This is a genomic window from Pseudomonas sp. Pseusp21 (assembly GCF_059492145.1).
Genome location: NZ_CP168520.1, coordinates 1,205,573 through 1,220,287 on the forward strand (window position 1 = coordinate 1,205,573; position 14,715 = coordinate 1,220,287).

Sequence of the window (14,715 nt, forward strand, 5' to 3'; positions counted from 1 at the left end):
CCATTCATCACCCCTCAAACGTCAGGGGCAAGCGCCGGATCAGGGTTTGCCCCACCTGCGCACAACGCAACCAAAGTCCAATAGAGCGCGACTTACCTTTAAATTTTTTTTGCCGTAGAATCAGCCAGCCTTTTTAGGCGCCAATGTCCGTTAGAAGCTGTTTTCAAAGCGTCACGAGCACAGTCGTTCCTTCAGAGCGGTGTTGGCGTAAGGTTTTTCCAGCGGGGAAAAGCCATACGCCAACCCTCATCAGCTCCCCGTTCTGCAGGCGTAAAACTTTGAAAGCAGCTTCTGTAAGGAATTGCCGGTAATTCTGGCCGAACGACCCACAACGTCGTGAGGAGCATGAGTACGGCAATTTCGGGATGAGCGTCCCGGACACCCATTTGGGACCACTGATGAGGGTAATAACTGTGCTTGAAGCCTACCGCAAACATATCGAAGAGCGTGCAGCCCTGGGTATCGTTCCCCAGCCGCTTAACGCCGAACAAACTGCAGGCCTGGTCGAGCTGCTGAAGAATCCTCCGGCTGGCGAAGAAGCTTTCCTCGTTGACCTGATCACCAATCGCGTACCACCAGGAGTGGACGAAGCCGCCTACGTCAAGGCCGGTTTCCTCTCCGCACTGGCCAAGGGCGAAGTCTCCTCCCCTCTGCTGGACAAGAAGCGCGCTGTAGAACTGCTCGGCACCATGCAGGGCGGCTACAACATCGTGACCCTGGTTGAACTGCTGGACAACGCCGAGCTGGCGCCAGTGGCCGCCGAGGAACTCAAGCACACCCTGCTGATGTTCGATGCTTTCCACGACGTGGCTGAAAAGGCCAAGAACGGCAACGTTCACGCCAAGGCCGTGCTGCAATCCTGGGCTGACGGCGAGTGGTTCAAGAAGCGTCCGGTGCTGGCCGACAAGATCAGCCTGCGCGTCTTCAAGGTGACTGGCGAAACCAACACCGACGACCTGTCCCCTGCTCCTGACGCCTGGTCGCGTCCAGACATCCCGCTGCACGCCCTGGCCATGCTGAAAATGGCCCGTGACGGCATCGTTCCGGACGAGCAAGGCAAGACCGGCCCGATGAAGCAGATCGAAGAAATGCGCGGCCAGGGCTTCCCTATCGCCTACGTCGGTGACGTGGTCGGTACCGGTTCCTCGCGTAAATCGGCGACCAACTCGGTCCTGTGGTTCTTCGGCGACGACATCCCTTACGTGCCGAACAAGCGCGCTGGCGGTTTCTGCTTCGGCAGCAAAATCGCTCCGATCTTCTACAACACCATGGAAGATGCCGGCGCACTGCCAATCGAGTTCGACGTATCGAACATGAACATGGGCGACGTGATCGACCTGTACCCGCACGCAGGCAAAGTCTGCAAGCACGGTACCGACGAAGTCATCACCACCTTCGAAATGAAAACCCCGGTCCTGCTGGACGAAGTCCGCGCCGGCGGCCGTATCCCGCTGATCATCGGCCGTGGCCTGACCGAGAAGGCTCGCGCCGAACTGGGTCTGCCAGCGTTCGACCTGTTCAAGAAGCCGGAAGCACCGGCTGAAAGCACCAAGGGCTTCACCCTGGCGCAGAAAATGGTCGGCAAGGCATGCGGTCTGGCAGAAGGCAAAGGCGTTCGTCCTGGCACCTACTGCGAACCGAAGATGACCACCGTAGGTTCTCAGGACACCACCGGTCCAATGACCCGTGACGAACTGAAAGACCTGGCGTGCCTGGGCTTCTCCGCTGATCTGGTGATGCAGTCCTTCTGCCACACCGCGGCTTATCCAAAGCCGATCGACGTGACCACCCACCACACCCTGCCTGACTTCATCATGACCCGCGGCGGTGTTTCCCTGCGTCCGGGCGACGGCATCATCCACTCGTGGCTGAACCGCATGCTGCTGCCGGACACCGTGGGTACCGGTGGTGACTCGCACACCCGTTTCCCGATGGGCATCTCGTTCCCGGCCGGTTCCGGCCTGGTCGCGTTCGCCGCTGCCACCGGCGTCATGCCGCTGGACATGCCGGAATCGATCCTGGTGCGCTTCAAAGGCAAAATGAAACCTGGCATCACCCTGCGTGACCTGGTTCATGCCATTCCTTACTTCGCCATCCAGAACGGTCTGCTGACCGTCGAGAAGAAAGGCAAGAAAAACGCCTTCTCCGGCCGCATCCTGGAAATCGAAGGCCTGGAAGGTCTGACCCTGGAACAGGCGTTCGAACTGTCCGACGCCTCGGCCGAACGTTCGGCTGCCGGTTGCACCATCAAGCTGTCGAAAGAGTCGATCACCGAGTACCTGCAGTCCAACATCACCCTGCTGCGCTGGATGATCGGCGAAGGCTACGGCGATGCCCGCACCCTGGAACGTCGCGCTCAAGCGATGGAAGCCTGGATCGCCAACCCGCAACTGATGGAAGCCGATGCCGACGCCGAGTACGCCGAAGTCATCGAAATCGATCTGGCCGATATCAGCGAACCTGTGCTGTGCGCGCCGAACGACCCGGACGACGCCCGTCTGCTGTCCAGCGTTGCTGGCGAGAAAATCGACGAAGTGTTCATCGGTTCGTGCATGACCAACATCGGTCACTTCCGCGCTGCCGGTAAACTGCTGGATCAGGTCAAGGGTCAGCTGCCAACCCGTCTGTGGCTGTCGCCGCCGACCAAGATGGACGCTCACCAACTGACCGAAGAAGGCTACTACGGCATCTACGGCAAGGCCGGCGCCCGCATGGAAATGCCAGGCTGCTCGCTGTGCATGGGTAACCAGGCACGCGTTGAGCCGAACAGCACCGTGGTGTCGACCTCGACCCGTAACTTCCCGAACCGTCTGGGCGACGGCGCGAACGTCTACCTGGCTTCGGCTGAGCTTGCGTCCGTCGCTTCGATCCTGGGTCGCCTGCCGACCGTCGAGGAGTACATGGAATACGCTGGCAAGATCGACAGCATGGCGGCCGACGTTTACCGCTACCTGTCCTTCGACCAGATTGCCGAGTTCCGTGAAGCTGCTGCGAACGCCAAGATCCCGGTCGTTCAAGCCTAACGCTGCAACGCAATGAAAAACGCCGCCCATCGCGAGATGAGCGGCGTTTTTTTATGCCTGCCGGATGGGCCTCGCCCCGCGCTGATCGTTCCCACGCTCCGCGTGGGAATGCCTCTTGTGACGCTCTGCGTCACGGTTCAGGACGCAGAGCGTCCTTGGCTGCGTTCCCACGCAGAGCGTGGGAACGATCATCTTGGGAGCGAACCTGCCCGCGAAGATCGCAGGCACAAAAAAGGCCGACCCGCGAGGCAGATCGGCCTTTGTGTTTCACAAGATCAATCGGGATCTGGTGTTGAACCTCAAGCCGTCAGCGAATAGATCAACGCCGAAATCGCCACCAGACCCACTGCGGTGACAAACACGTTCGACATCTGCCCACGATAACGGGCCATCGCCGGCACTTTGCGGATCGCGTACATCGGCATCAGGAACAGGATCGCCGCGATGACCGGGCCACCGATGGTTTCAATCATGCCGAGGATGCTCGGGTTCAGGGTCGCCACGATCCAGCACACCACCAGCATGAACGCCGCCACGATGCGGTCCAGCGCCTTGGCGCCCGGACGCTTGCCGCTCTTGACGATCAAGCCCTTCAGGCCTTCGCTGGCACCGATGTAGTGGCCGAGGAACGACTTGGAAATCGCCACAAACGCAATCAGCGGTGCCGCGAACGCGATGGTCGGGTTGCTGAAATGGTTGGCCAGGTACGACAGGATCGACAGGTTCTGCGCCTTGGCTTCGGCCAGTTGCTCCGGCGACAGGGTCAGCACGCAGCTGAACACGAAGAACAGCACCATCACCACCATCAGCAGGTGCGCGCGAGACAGGATCTGCGAGCTGCGCTCATCCGCGTGAATGCCGTAACGACGCTTCTGATCCACCGCAAACGCCGAGATGATCGGCGAGTGGTTGAACGAGAACACCATCACCGGAATCGCCAGCCACAACGTGTGCAGCAGCGCGGACGGTGCCGGCACTTGCGAAGCGGTGGTCAGGATGCCGCCGTTCCAGTGCGGAATCAGGTACACCGCCAGGAACAGCAGCGCGACGATGAACGGATACACCATCAGGCTCATGGCCTTGACGATCACTTGCTCGCCGCAGCGCACCACGGCCAGCAGGCCGAGGATCAGCACGAACGACAGCAGCGCACGCGGTGGCGGCGTGATGTGCAGTTGGTGTTCGAGGAAACTGGCGACCGTGTTGGTCAGGCCGACGCTGTAGATCAGCAGGATCGGGAAGATCGCGAAGAAGTACAGCAGGGTGATCAGCGCGCCGGCCTTGATGCCGAAATGCTGTTCCACCACGTCGGTGATGTCGGCGCCTTCGCGACCGGAGAGCACGAAGCGGGTCAGACCGCGGTGTGCGTAGAACGTCATCGGGAACGCCAGCAGCGCGAGGATCACCAGCGGCCAGAAGCCACCCAGACCTGCGTTGATCGGCAAAAACAGGGTACCGGCGCCGATGGCCGTCCCAAACAGTCCCAACATCCAGGTAGTGTCATGGCGATTCCAGCTCGACAGTTCGGCTGGTGCTGCCGCCTCAAAGCGTTGTTCGACGCTATTGGCCTGATCATTCATCCGGTCGGATCTCCGCATTCCGGTCACTTGCCACTCGGTCAGGACGCGTCGGAAAAAACCGACAGACATGCTCCGGCCGAAACAGGGGCGCGATTCTCCGCGATAAATGAGCAGAAGCAAAGACTTAGCTGAGGAATGGTTGTGCGGAGCAGATCAGAGGCTTGTCGCTTTTGGGAAAAAGACTGTCGGCGCCAGATACGCCATATGTCGTTTTATGGCATGCGCAGGCGCCGAATGAGCCATGGGAAAGCCCGATCAGATCAATCGGGCCAATATGAAGCCAAGGGACATGCAGAAGATGCCGAAGCCAAATAACCCCAACATCGGAAGCATTTCACCTTTGTGTTTGATGCGCATTCTTTCGACCCACTCATCGTGCTCTCGCTCTGAGCGTTCCATTCTGGCCTTGCGGTCATATGTACTCATGCTGATCTTCCTCTGGGTTCCCTGGGCCTGACTGTTTTGAAAGGCGAACACTCAAAATTTGAAAAAAAATCCTGCTACTGCAGTGAATGCAGTCAACACCCCACCAAATACCGCGACTGGATACAAGTTTGCCTCCCACCTCAGCTTCTTTTCCTCCGCCAGCAGCTTTTGTCTTTCAGCCACGAGCTTTCGTGACTCATGTTCCAACCTGTCGAGTTCCAGACTTTCACGATCGTTATGAAGCATTGGCCTTCCTTGGCTGATGGCAATTTCCGTCCGGGTTGCCGCTCCGTCCTGAAGAGCGCATCACGTCATGCTCTCTATGGTTTCGCGTTTCTCACCCCGCCGTATAGCGGATGAATCCGGCAGCACGTGTAGGCAACATCCGTAAATCCCGCAGGACGGTGCGTCCATTTCCTAACGTTTTTAAACAACCTCGCCGACTGGCATTTTTCGGCTATACCCAATGGCGAATTGACTGACATTCCCGTCCAGTCCCCCACGCCTGTGGAGCCATCCCATGCCCCTCGTCCGCGTCGACATCAAGAAGAACCCGGACCCGACGTTCGCCAAACGCATTGGCGAAGTGATCTACGCCGCCCTGCGCAGCGAGATCAATGTGCCGGAACACGACAACTTTCAGGTGCTGGCCGAGCACGACGACCAGCACTTCGTCTATGACCCGCAATACCTGGGGATCCAGCGCAGCGACGGCATCGTGTTCATCCAGCTGACCATCAGCGAAGGCCGCACCGTCGAGATGAAACAACGGCTGTTCCAGACCATCGCGCGCAACCTGAACCAGCAACTGGCCGTGCGTCAGGAGGATGTGTTCATCAATCTGGTGGAGGTGAAAAAAGAGAATTGGTCGTTCGGCAACGGCATCGCCCAGTATGTGACCTGATCCTGTGACCACGGGCGCCGGCCTCACCTTCTGACGAAGCACCCGCGCGCTCCCCGCATCAGCTCCTACACTGCCTGATGCGGGGCCGCGCCAGCCATTGCCAAACCGCTCTGGAGTCAGCACTCTGAACCGACTTTTGCGCCCGAAGACCGACGATCACAGGAGCCGAGCAATGCCCGCCACCGTTCTGGTACTGGTTGAAACCATCAATGACTATTTGCCGATTCTCGAACATCAGGGTTTTCACCTGATTCTTGCACCGACCCCTGCCGAACGCGCGCAAGCCATCGCCACCCACGGGGCGCGGATTGACGCGGTGCTGACCCGCGGCCCGCTGGGTTTATATGCTGAAGAGATCGCCGCATTGCCCGCGCTGAAAATCATCTGCGTGATCGGCGCCGGTTACGAGCAGGTCGACCTGCAGGCCGCCAGCGACCGGGGTCTGATCGTGACCAACGGCGCCGGCGTCAACGCTTCGTCGGTGGCCGACCACGCCATGGCCATGCTGCTGGCGCTGGTGCGGGACATTCCGCGCTGCGATGCGGCGGTGCGTCGGGGCGAGTGGCCGAAAATCATGCGCCCGTCGCTGGCCGGCAAGCGCCTGGGTATTCTCGGGCTGGGTGCGGTGGGGATGGCGATTGCCAAACGCGCGGGCTTGGGCTTCGACATGGAGATCAGCTACCACAACCGTCAGGTGCGCAGCGACGTGCCTTACGCGTTCTGCTCGACCCCGACCGAACTGGCCCGGGCCTCGGACTTTCTGGTGGTTGCCACGCCCGGCGGCATCGGCAGCCAGCATCTGGTGACCCGCCCGGTGCTTGATGCCCTGGGGCCCAATGGTTTCATCGTCAACATTGCCCGTGCCAGCGTGATCGCCACTGCCGACTTGATCACCGCACTGGAACAACGTCGAATCGCCGGCGCAGCGCTGGATGTGTTCGATCACGAGCCACAAGTGCCCGATGCGCTGAAAAACCTCAGCAATGTGCTTCTTACCCCTCACGTCGCCGGGTTGTCACCGGAAGCCACCCAAGGCACCGTTGAGCTGGTGGGCAAGAATCTGATGGCGTTCTTCTCCGGGCAACCGGTACTGACGCCGCTCCAGCTACCGCCGAAACTCAACAACCAGCGCGTGCACTAAAGCACGCCGAGCAAGGTCCACAGACGCCGGGATTCGGCGTCTGCCGAAATCAACTCGCCGAGCAGCTCGCTCAACGGTTTGTTGCCCCACTCGACCCCGCGCCGGATCAGATACGGCACCGGGCTATGGGGTTCGGTGCGGGCCAGGTACTCGGCGATCAACAGCAATTGCCGATAAGCCTCTTCGCGACTGGCGGGTTCGCGCGGCACTGGCGCGGTTTCGACTGAGGCCGTGACCGACGCTTCAACCGGCGAAACCGCGACCGGCGCAGGCGGTGGTGCCGACAGCGGTTGTTGTGGGTGCATGGCGATAAACTCCTGAACCAGTGTCAGCAACGCTTGAAGGGTGTCCTGCAACGGCCCGAGCCCCGGTCCCTGATCTCCCAGATACGCATCGCACCAGGCATCGAGACGCTGCAGGTGTTGCAGGCTCAGCAGCAGATTGCCTTGATGGCGCAGCCAGAAGGCCATGGGCGTGGTCCGCACCTGTTCGATGAGTTTCTTGTGTTCGCTGCGCGCAGTTTCGGCTGACGCCTTGGCGCCTTTGGAGTCGTTGGCCTGCACCTGCTGCATCTGAATCCGTCGCCAGGTTTCGAGGGTGTAACCCTCAAAGTCGCTGTTGTGCGTGCCAAATAAAGGCACCCGGGTCAGCAGCACTTCACTGTAGCGACGCACCAGCCACTCCAGCGGAATCGCCCGCCACGACTGGTCACCGTCATCGGCCTGCGGGTGCAACTGTTCGGGATAGCGCTCACACAGACCGGCGATCAGCGCCAGACTGCCCGGCAGTCCGTCGAGTGCCTGCAGGTGCAGCCAGGCCTCGCCCAACCAGGCGCTGAGCATCAGGTCCTTGCTGCGCTCGAGCAATAGCAGGGTGGTCAGCCGCTCGACTTCCGGCCAGTTGGCCCGTTTCAGGGTCGACTGCCAGACGCCGGTGGGCAAACTCGCGTCGTCCTCACGGCGCAGATCGCGCAACTGGTCGTACTCGCGCTCATAGCGCAGGTCCGCACCACAGGGCGCGTCGTCGCTGATGGGCGCAAGCAACTGATCGATCAGGTCAGGCAATGGGATCGAGGGCAGGCTCACAAATCCTCCTTCTGCGATTCAAGGGCGGCGGTGGTACCGGTCACCTGGAACGGCGAACGCGGCGCACGGGTCGGCAACGGCGGAATCGACAACGGCAGTTTCGAGCCCTGGCTCATCAGCGACACGCGCACGAACATCCGGGTGAATTCGCTGGTGACGCTGTCATTCTGCGCAGTCACCGGCAGGCGCAGGCTCAACGGAAAATCGGTGTAATCCATGCTCGGCTGACGTTGCACCGAGAAGTGCGCGCGCATCAGGCGCAGCAGCGACCACGGCCCGCCATACTCCCAACCGGCCTCCAGATCGCGCACCACCAGGTTCGGTTGCAGCGGGTCGTTGACCGGACGCTCCTTGCCGTTGCGCGCCCAGCGCAGGGTCAGGCGGATCGGCTGACCGGGCATCCAGCGCAGGTTCGGCTGGTCGGCAGCGGGATAGCTGATCTGCTGATTACCGGCCAGCAAGCCCCAGGCAATCACCTGATCGGCGCCCTTCTCTTCTTCGCGATCGGTGCGCCAGCGCACGTCGAGTTCGACGCCGAGAATCCCGCTCTTGTCCCGCACGAACAGCGGCGTCAGCCAGACGCTGGCCTGTTTCACCCGGTTGAGAAAATCTTCCGCCGCCAGCCGCTCCGGGGTCTGGCTCAGAACCAGTCCGGCCTGAGCCACCGGCAAGCGCTTGTCGATGATTTCCAGAAAGTGCTGAACCCGCGCCGGGTCGGCATCCTGAGCCTGAACACCGTTGGCAAAAGGAAAGCGATCGGCCAGGTACTGATTGAAATAGCCGGCCAACTCGTTCCACGCGGCGGCTGCCTGTTGCTGTTGCAGGAGCTGGCAGCGTTGCAGGGCCGACTGCTGCAGCTCCACCGCACGCATCGCCAGGGTGCCACGCCCGCCGGTCAGATTGGCGGTCTGCAACACCTGCACGCAGGAGCCGGTGTCCATTTCAATGAAGTCGCGGCTGACCAGTTGCTCGATCTGCGCCGGTGAACTGGCGGGGTTGGAATCCTTGTACTTGAGCAATTCGTCGTTGAGCGCGCTGAACTGGGTCACGCGCTCGTAATCCAGCGCCGACAGATTGCCCTGCTGGGTCTTCAGCCACTCCAGCGCCGGAGCGCGACGCTCGGTGATGCCGAGCATGGTGTTGAATTGCTGCTTGAGGCTCAGTTTCAGATCCTGCACATCGCTGGCGCCATAGAGTTGCAGGCCGAGGTTTTTCGAGCCGTCCCACTGGCTGATTTCCGTACGGCCGCCGAACAGCGGCTGCGCGGTAATTTCATCCAGCCCGCCGACAATCTGCGCCATCGCCCGGCGGTTCAACGCCCCTTGCAGACGCGCCGCCAGATCACTGCGATGCACCTCGACAAAGGCCTTTTGCAGGTTCATTGCCTGCACCGCCTGCACGTTGAACACCGCGTAGGCATGAGTCTGGTCATCGTGATCCTTGAGGCTCAACCACATCGCCTGCGCCGCGGCGGTTTCAGCCGCTTGCAGCAATGCTTCGCGATAGGCCGGCGGAATGCGCGGCAGCTCTTCGGCAACGTAAGTTTTATAGCTGGCGAAATAATTCAGAGACACGTTGAGGTCATCGCCGTCCACGGTCTGACCTTGCCGATTGACGCTGTTCTGACTGGCGCGCAGGGCAATCGAGACAAAGTCGCGCTTGAACAGGGCCTGCACCGCATTGTTGAGCTTGACCACCTGATCCTGCAACGCCAGTTGCCCGCTGCCCTGCTGCACCAGCAGATTGCCCCGCGAACCCACCTGGGCGATCCATTGATCGCGAAAACTCTGCTGCAACTTACCGGCCTGCGCATCAAGCTGCTGCTCTACGGGCGGGCCCAGCAATGAACTCTTGCGCACCTTGTCGAGAAATTCGCGATAACCCGGCACCAGCTCCTGACCCTTGCCGCGACTCCAGGTCGAGTTGGTCAGGGCGATCGCCGCTTGCAGGTCGTCGATCAGGGCGCGCAGGTCTTCCAGTTCGGTGAGGCTGTTGCCACTCCCGGCTTCAAGCTGTTCCAGATGCAACTTGAGGTAGCCGGCCTTGCTGACGAAGTTGTCGGCCAGAAAATACTGATCGAGCCAGCGCTCCATCAGCCCGGTGAAATTACTCACGATCAACGGCCGTTCAACGCTCAGATCCAGAGCCTGGAAGTCGCCGCCATCACTGGCTGCGAGCAGCCGGTTGTAGTAGGCGGCATGGGGCAAGGTGCCGGCGTTGAGGTTGAGTGACAGCGCGCTGTTGCTCAGCTGCGCCAAATCCTCCAGCGGCGTCCGCTGATTGTTCTGTACCTGGGCGAACAACTGATTCTGTTGTTCCAGACGCAAGGCCCGCTCGACCAGATCCGTGGCCTTCTGATAATTCTGCCACTGCGCCGGGTCTTCGCTTTCGACGCTGGCGCGCCGGTCGGTGGCGCGGATCGCCTTGATTTTCGCGAGCTCCGCGACCAGCAGATCGTGCAGCGGTTGCAGCATGTGGCGCTGGGTCGACCTGAATACTTCCTGTTCGAGTCGCCCGTCCAGCGAGGAAAACCATGACGTCGGAAAGGCCAGCGAAACGTAGTGCCAGTGCGGCGCCCGTTCCAGCACCCGCCAGAAGTTCTGCACGTTGCGCCGGGTCGGCTCGACCCGATGCTCGTCGTCGGTGACCGCCACGTAATTTTTCTGCGCGCCCAGCAGCAGCCGCGCCAGTTCATGGGCGTCCTTGACCGACGCCTGCCAGACCCAGAGCATCGCCACCGCCCACACCACCCCGACCACCAGCGCCACCCCGGCGGTGACTCGCTGCCAGCGCTGGCGCAAGCGCAACAGGCGCGGCACGCCCTGGGCCAGCCCGCGTTCGCCGACTATTCGCTGGCGCCACAACTGACGGACAAATGCACTTTGCTGCAGACCGCTGTCACCGGCAGAAAAGCCGTCCAGCGCATCGTCGGCCGGCTGATTGGCCGTCAGGTAAACGCCACGAAAACACGGTGCCTCACCCTGAGCATTGCCTTGAAACACCGGCTCAAGCACGTTCTGCAAACCGCGGCGCAGGGTTTCCAGACGTTCCGGCAAGGCGTACAGATCCGCACTCAAATGCCCGGACAAGGTGCCGATTTCGATCACCGCTTCCGCCACCGAACGGTGCAGCCGATCCAGCGCCTGATCGCTCCATTGCCCCTGCCACACCGCATCGCGGGCATAGGGCGACGACCAGCCCAGGGTGCGATCGCGAGCCTCGTCCGGCAACGCGCTGATCAGTTCCTGAAATCCCGGCAGTTCTTCCAGCCCGGTGATGACCACGTACACCGGCAGGCTCAGACCAAAACGTTGCAACAGATCGATGAAACGCCGACGCGCCGCCAGCCCCAGTTGCGTAGCCTGTTCCAGATTGCTCAACCGACTGACCGGCACCGTCCAGATCACCCCGTCCAGCGGACGCTTGCTGCGCAGGCGCAGGATCAACCCGAGCAGGCGCCACCAGCCGCCGCGTTGCAGGTGCATGCCGTCTTCCGGCAGAAATAGTGCCTGCGGCACCACCAATACCGCGCCTTCGGAGTCCGACCACCAGCGACCGAACCACGCCGGTTTATCGGTCGGCTGCAAACGCCACTGGGTGGCAAGTTGCGCGCCCTGGGTTTCATCGCCGAGCATCAGCAGCCACGGCATCTGATAACGGTCGTGGGCACCCTGCTCCTGCTCCATGTGCCGCACCGCAGCGTAGAAACTGCGGATCGCCGCGCCGCTCTGGGTACGCAACCACCACACCGCCACCGCGATGATCACCAGCAGCAGAAGGATGGCGACCACCCAGGCCACGATCGTCAGGGTACTCATGAGTCTTGCTCCGGCGCCGTCAGCGTATCGGGCGCCTGCAACACCGGCTCCAGTTCCTCACGGATGTCACGCCACAGAAACTGCCCGAGCCCGGTCAGCAGCAGAATCATCGCCAGAATGCCCAGCGCCAGACGAAAGCCATCGGGCAACGCCGTGCGCACCGGCAACTGCAAGGGTGTCGCCAGCGAAGGCTGTACCAGACGCTGGCTGACACCCGCGTAATCGGCCTCGTCCTGCCAGGCAAACGTGAACAGCGCCCGCCGCCATTTCTCTCGCTGCACCTGGCCCTGCTCACCGCGCAGGCGTCCGTGAAAACCGAGGATCAGACACTGCAAATACACGTTGGCCAGATCGCGGGTGGTGGGCTGCTGTTCATCGAGCAGGGTCTGGATCGCCGCCGGCACTTGTTCGCCGGCCTGACGGCTGGAATACAGTCGCGACTCCAGGGGCTTTTCCTGCCAGGCACTCTGGCCCGGCCACGGGCTGAACAGCAGGGTTTCATCGACCAGCGCGACAAACGCGTACACCAACGCCTTGACCTGCTCGGTCGCCGAATCGCCGACCCGGGCAAACGCGGTGCGCCACAACCGTTGCGAAGCCTGGGTCGAGAGTTCGACCACGGTTTCGACCAGCGCCGCTTCGTCCTCGCTGTCCTTGGGCAACTGGCTCCAGTCATGCGACCACTGCTGCCAGGTGTGGCGGAACGCACTGCTCAGCGGAGCGTCCTGCAACCCGAGGCTTGCGGCACTTCCTTGCGACATACGACGTTCCTTGTGTGATCAGGCACGTTCACTGTTCTGGGCGACAAACAACACTACTTGCCACGGACTGCTGGTCAGCCGGGTGGCCGGCGCGGCGATCATCAGCGGCAGTTGCGCATCGAACCAGCTACCTTCGGCGGTCACCACGAACAACCGGGTGTCGTCGCCGACGCTGTAGGCCACCTGCTCGCTGCGGCTCATGGCCTGATGCGTCAGACCGCTCATGCGTTGACGGCTGAGCAAGGTAATGTGCGGAGCCGAGGCGATGATCGCGCCGCGCAGCCATTCGTCGGCCGCCTGCTCGCTGGCGCCGTTGGGCATGCGCAGGCCGATGACCAGACGCTGGCTCGGTTGCTCGTCCGGCAACTGAATGGAAAAACTCTGCTCGCCGCGCTCGAATGCGATGCTGCGGTAACCGGCGCGGATCAGCTCCAGGGTGTTTTCCAGCCAGTCGAGCAGCGGTTCGTAACCGCGCTGCAATTCGAGAAAATCCAGTGGCGCAAAAGCCGGCACGCCCGCCAGCGGGTCCAGCGCCGACCACGCACCGGCGAGTCCCAGCAGTTGCACATAAATGCTTTGCGGATGAGCGACACGGCTAATCAGCGCCCCTTCCACTTCCGGCAACCGCGCCCACAACGCCGTCATCTGCCGACGGATTTCCAGCGCGTCATCCTGATTGCCGGCCTGTTGCGCCTGGCGCAATCGCCCGCCGAGAAACAGGCACTTCTCCCGCGCCCGCGCGCAGAGCCCGGCCACCCGCCGACCCAATGGGGATTCCGGCAACAGGACCGGTGTCGGCGGCGTATACGGCAATGGCAGGAAACCGCCGCCCTCCTTGCGGATTTTCAGCAGCGGCAGGCAGATCGAATCGGCCTTGTTCAGTTGCGTGCACAGCCGTGGATTGGGGCGCCACACCGTGATCGATTCAGGAAATTCACCGCTGGTGAGATCCGGCAATGCCTCGCCGACCACCGATTGCAAACGTCCCTTGAGCGGCAACAACTGACCGGCGCGCCACAGCGGACTGATCGCCAGATAAACCGTCACCGTCGCATCCTCCGTGGCGTCGATCGCGGCAGCGACGTCCAGCTCCAGCGTCGGGTCGACGCCGACTTGCAGATTGACCGGCAGACCGTCCGGCATCGTCCCCTGTAACGACAGCACCCGCACCACCCCGGCGCTCATCGCCGACGGGTCGAACTCCATGTGGCTGACGCCGAAGAACCACGGATTGCACGACTGAGCCAGATGCGCTCCAAGGGCCTCGGCCCGCAGGCCCTGTAACTGAAAATGCTGGGGCAGCAATTGCATGCCTTCATGCCAGCAGACCGCGTCAGGTAGCAGACTCATACGACTCCCTTCGACTGCACCGCGAACCGGCGGCGGACGGTGTGTTTCAGTTTTCCTTGCTGACCAGGCTCATCTCGCGACTGTCGAACTTGAGCCATGCGTCGCTCTGATCGTCCAGCCGCAGGCGGTGCGCTCCGGGAGTGTTATAGCTGGCGAAGACCAAAAGTCCAGCCGCCCGCTTGCCCCCCAAAGGGAACGGCTGGCGGTCGATGAATTGCCCCGGCACCAGCTCCAGTCCCCACACGCTCATCAGCTGACGATAGTCGCGCTGGTACTGCTCGCGCTCGGCAAACCACTGGCGGGCACTGATGCCCGACAATTGCTTGAGCAGATCCGGATCGTTGACCGCGATGAAATCCACGGCGATCGGGGTGTCGTCATTGGCCTTGGGGGCGACGTCGAGGGTCAGGCTGTCGAGATCGACTTTCGGCCCGAAAAACGAACAACCGGCGAGCAGCGCAAACCCGATTGTTAGAAAAAGTCGTGCAGACAAAATGAATTTTCCTTTTCGCCAGTCAGTCCAAAAAAGTTTTTCGCTTGCATTTTTATAGACCTGTTCTAGCGTCTTGGGTAGTTCGGTTCCTACAGCCGAATGAGGAAGGTTTGTCAAAGGAACGACAGGTCATC

General features: G+C 61.5%; 11 protein-coding genes. 3 read left to right on the forward strand and 8 right to left on the reverse strand.

Annotated features, from left to right (window positions below):
- Window positions 1-413 precede the first annotated feature (413 nt).
- A complete protein-coding gene (acnB, locus tag ACEN93_RS05265; RefSeq protein ID WP_039767143.1) occupies window positions 414-3,023 on the forward strand; it encodes a bifunctional aconitate hydratase 2/2-methylisocitrate dehydratase in 2,610 nt (869 codons plus the stop codon).
- Between the two features lie 299 nt (window positions 3,024-3,322).
- On the opposite strand, the gene ACEN93_RS05270 is transcribed toward acnB, so the two are convergent.
- The 3 genes from ACEN93_RS05270 to ACEN93_RS05280 all read right to left on the reverse strand — a co-directional run bounded on the left by ACEN93_RS05270 (window position 3,323) and on the right by ACEN93_RS05280 (window position 5,275).
- Window positions 3,323-4,603, reverse strand: a complete 1,281-nt coding sequence (locus ACEN93_RS05270; protein WP_064597506.1) for an HAAAP family serine/threonine permease — start codon at window positions 4,601-4,603, stop codon at window positions 3,323-3,325.
- 255 nt (window positions 4,604-4,858) lie between these two features.
- Entirely contained in the window at window positions 4,859-5,029 is a 171-nt protein-coding gene (locus ACEN93_RS05275; RefSeq protein ID WP_166742324.1) for a hypothetical protein, read from the reverse strand.
- A 51-nt stretch (window positions 5,030-5,080) separates the two neighbouring features.
- Window positions 5,081-5,275, reverse strand: coding sequence for a hypothetical protein (locus ACEN93_RS05280; RefSeq protein ID WP_074688773.1), 195 nt, complete (start codon window positions 5,273-5,275; stop codon window positions 5,081-5,083).
- Between the two features lie 274 nt (window positions 5,276-5,549).
- Between ACEN93_RS05280 and ACEN93_RS05285 the strand changes: the two genes are divergently transcribed.
- Together ACEN93_RS05285 and ACEN93_RS05290 are read left to right on the forward strand one after the other, a co-directional pair.
- On the forward strand, window positions 5,550-5,933 hold the full coding sequence (locus ACEN93_RS05285; RefSeq protein ID WP_007958838.1) for a tautomerase family protein: 384 nt from the start codon (window positions 5,550-5,552) through the stop codon (window positions 5,931-5,933).
- A gap of 172 nt (window positions 5,934-6,105) precedes the next feature.
- Window positions 6,106-7,074, forward strand: a complete 969-nt coding sequence (locus ACEN93_RS05290; protein WP_039767151.1) for a 2-hydroxyacid dehydrogenase — start codon at window positions 6,106-6,108, stop codon at window positions 7,072-7,074.
- On the opposite strand, the gene tssA is transcribed toward ACEN93_RS05290, so the two are convergent.
- Genes tssA through ACEN93_RS05315 form a run of 5 tightly spaced genes read right to left on the reverse strand, consistent with a single transcriptional unit; the run spans window position 7,071 to window position 14,581 of the window.
- Window positions 7,071-8,159 (reverse strand): type VI secretion system protein TssA, encoded by a 1,089-nt coding sequence (tssA, locus tag ACEN93_RS05295; protein WP_039767153.1) that lies wholly within the window; start codon window positions 8,157-8,159, stop codon window positions 7,071-7,073. The genes ACEN93_RS05290 and tssA overlap by 4 nt on opposite strands.
- The gene (locus ACEN93_RS05300; protein ID WP_495611149.1) at window positions 8,156-11,977 is read right to left on the reverse strand and encodes a type VI secretion system protein; all 3,822 of its coding nucleotides are present in this window, start codon (window positions 11,975-11,977) and stop codon (window positions 8,156-8,158) included. Before ACEN93_RS05300 ends, tssA begins: the two co-directional genes overlap by 4 nt.
- On the reverse strand, window positions 11,974-12,738 hold the full coding sequence (locus ACEN93_RS05305) for a DotU/TssL family secretion system protein (RefSeq protein WP_495611150.1): 765 nt from the start codon (window positions 12,736-12,738) through the stop codon (window positions 11,974-11,976). Before ACEN93_RS05305 ends, ACEN93_RS05300 begins: the two co-directional genes overlap by 4 nt.
- Window positions 12,739-12,756: 18 nt before the next feature.
- Window positions 12,757-14,088: a type VI secretion system baseplate subunit TssK gene (gene tssK / locus ACEN93_RS05310; protein ID WP_039767161.1), complete on the reverse strand. Its 1,332-nt coding sequence runs from the start codon at window positions 14,086-14,088 to the stop codon at window positions 12,757-12,759.
- A 46-nt stretch (window positions 14,089-14,134) separates the two neighbouring features.
- On the reverse strand, window positions 14,135-14,581 hold the full coding sequence (locus tag ACEN93_RS05315) for a hypothetical protein (RefSeq protein ID WP_039767163.1): 447 nt from the start codon (window positions 14,579-14,581) through the stop codon (window positions 14,135-14,137).
- Window positions 14,582-14,715 lie beyond the last annotated feature (134 nt).

What these genes read in the sequence shown, in the direction of transcription:
- tssK (WP_039767161.1), bottom strand. Translation starts at nt 14,088, where the DNA reads ATGAGTCTGCTACCTGACGCGGTCTGCTGGCATGAAGGCATGCAATTG.
- ACEN93_RS05270 (WP_064597506.1), bottom strand. Translation starts at nt 4,603, where the DNA reads ATGAATGATCAGGCCAATAGCGTCGAACAACGCTTTGAGGCGGCAGCA.
- ACEN93_RS05305 (WP_495611150.1), bottom strand. Translation starts at nt 12,738, where the DNA reads ATGTCGCAAGGAAGTGCCGCAAGCCTCGGGTTGCAGGACGCTCCGCTG.
- ACEN93_RS05285 (WP_007958838.1), top strand. Translation starts at nt 5,550, where the DNA reads ATGCCCCTCGTCCGCGTCGACATCAAGAAGAACCCGGACCCGACGTTC.
- ACEN93_RS05275 (WP_166742324.1), bottom strand. Translation starts at nt 5,029, where the DNA reads ATGAGTACATATGACCGCAAGGCCAGAATGGAACGCTCAGAGCGAGAG.
- ACEN93_RS05290 (WP_039767151.1), top strand. Translation starts at nt 6,106, where the DNA reads ATGCCCGCCACCGTTCTGGTACTGGTTGAAACCATCAATGACTATTTG.
- ACEN93_RS05280 (WP_074688773.1), bottom strand. Translation starts at nt 5,275, where the DNA reads ATGCTTCATAACGATCGTGAAAGTCTGGAACTCGACAGGTTGGAACAT.
- ACEN93_RS05300 (WP_495611149.1), bottom strand. Translation starts at nt 11,977, where the DNA reads ATGAGTACCCTGACGATCGTGGCCTGGGTGGTCGCCATCCTTCTGCTG.